Source organism: Bartonella sp. AA74HLJMH (genome assembly GCF_042197045.1).
GTDB lineage: Bacteria > Pseudomonadota > Alphaproteobacteria > Rhizobiales > Rhizobiaceae > Bartonella.
The window spans coordinates 1-1,152 of sequence record NZ_JBHIRJ010000098.1 but is presented as its reverse complement, the minus strand read 5'-3'; the positions used below and the strand labels follow the sequence as shown (position 1 = coordinate 1,152).

Genomic DNA, 1,152 nt, shown 5'->3' with positions numbered 1-1,152 from the left:
AGCGCAAAACGATACCATTCTTATACTCTAAAAACTGTGAAGTGCTTGCAAGTCTTATCACACTCGTTTGTTGGACATGATCATTTGTAACAATGCCTTCAAGCTCTCCACCCGTGTCTGACAAGTATTCCTTTACGCGCTGCATCATCACACGGGCGCTTGTGTTCACACTGCTAGGATGCTGTCCTTCGGACCAATCAATCAAATTATCCACGCGCGTATTATCCGACGCTCTAAGCGACCAATCATAAATCGTTGACATTTCTCGTGAATCCTAGCTTCTGTAAAATGGTCCGTAAAATGCCCGCATGAATTGCGTCATCAAAGGATTATCATCATCATCACTCTCTTCTTCTTCCGAAGCCTCTTCTTGTGATGCTAATAATGCCCTTAAAACCTCTAACAAGTTGTCTCTATTTCTAATGCCACCATGCGCTGTAGGACTTGCTCTATGAGGCTGCCCCCCATACATCTGTAATACACGGTTGACAAAATCACTTGCACGCATAGCGTTGTTTCCACCATTCAAGCCAACCGCATTACTGCCAACAATTTGCGCCGCATTGGCATGGGGATTTTGAAGAAGCCGCGCGGCTCCTCCTGCCCCTTGTTGATGTGCTAAATACAATTCCGCTTCACTAGGCGCTCTTCCCAACAGGCGGCTTAAATGATTGCGATTATCAAGCGTCAACCGCCCCATGGCATCTGCCGCTTGCATGGGGTCAAAACGGTCTTGCAAACCATATTGCTTGGCGGTACTGTCTATAAATTGATACAACCCACCCGCAGAAGAACGGGGATTCCTTGCATTCGGATTGCCTCCACTTTCCACTTGCGCAACACGGTACAAATAACTCTCTGGCAAACCATAACGCGCTGCTGCTTGACGGATCGCTTGCTCTACAGAAGGACTATAACGGGTCATCGGTTAAACATCCTCACAACCTCGTTTCCACTTAATCTAAACAAATCAGAAAAACGCTTTTTCACCCACTCTTTCGTCGCATATCCCTTATGATGCGCATTTACCATACGTTGAATCAGATCGACAATTTGAGCATTCTTAATCTCTGTTCCCCCTGTTAACAATTTGACAACATCCTTTTCAATCCGTTGACGCTCTCTAAACGCCGCCTCTTTGAAAGGAATCCA

1 protein-coding gene and 2 pseudogenes are annotated in these 1,152 nt (G+C 45.9%); all 3 read right to left on the bottom strand.

All coding sequences use genetic code 11. The features are described from left to right. A pseudogene (locus ACFINH_RS09905) lies at positions 1–262 on the bottom strand (phage tail protein); the annotation flags it as partial. A gap of 12 nt (positions 263–274) precedes the next feature. Further along, entirely contained in the window at positions 275–925 is a 651-nt protein-coding gene (locus ACFINH_RS09900) for a transglycosylase SLT domain-containing protein (protein ID WP_375632998.1), read from the bottom strand. Then, a pseudogene (locus ACFINH_RS09895) lies at positions 922–1,152 on the bottom strand (hypothetical protein); the annotation flags it as partial. The pseudogene ACFINH_RS09895 and the gene ACFINH_RS09900, both read right to left, overlap by 4 nt.

Bases quoted from the DNA above. Each gene is read 5' to 3' on its own strand.
- ACFINH_RS09900 (WP_375632998.1), bottom strand. From the start codon at position 925: ATGACCCGTTATAGTCCTTCTGTAGAGCAAGCGATCCGTCAAGCAGCA.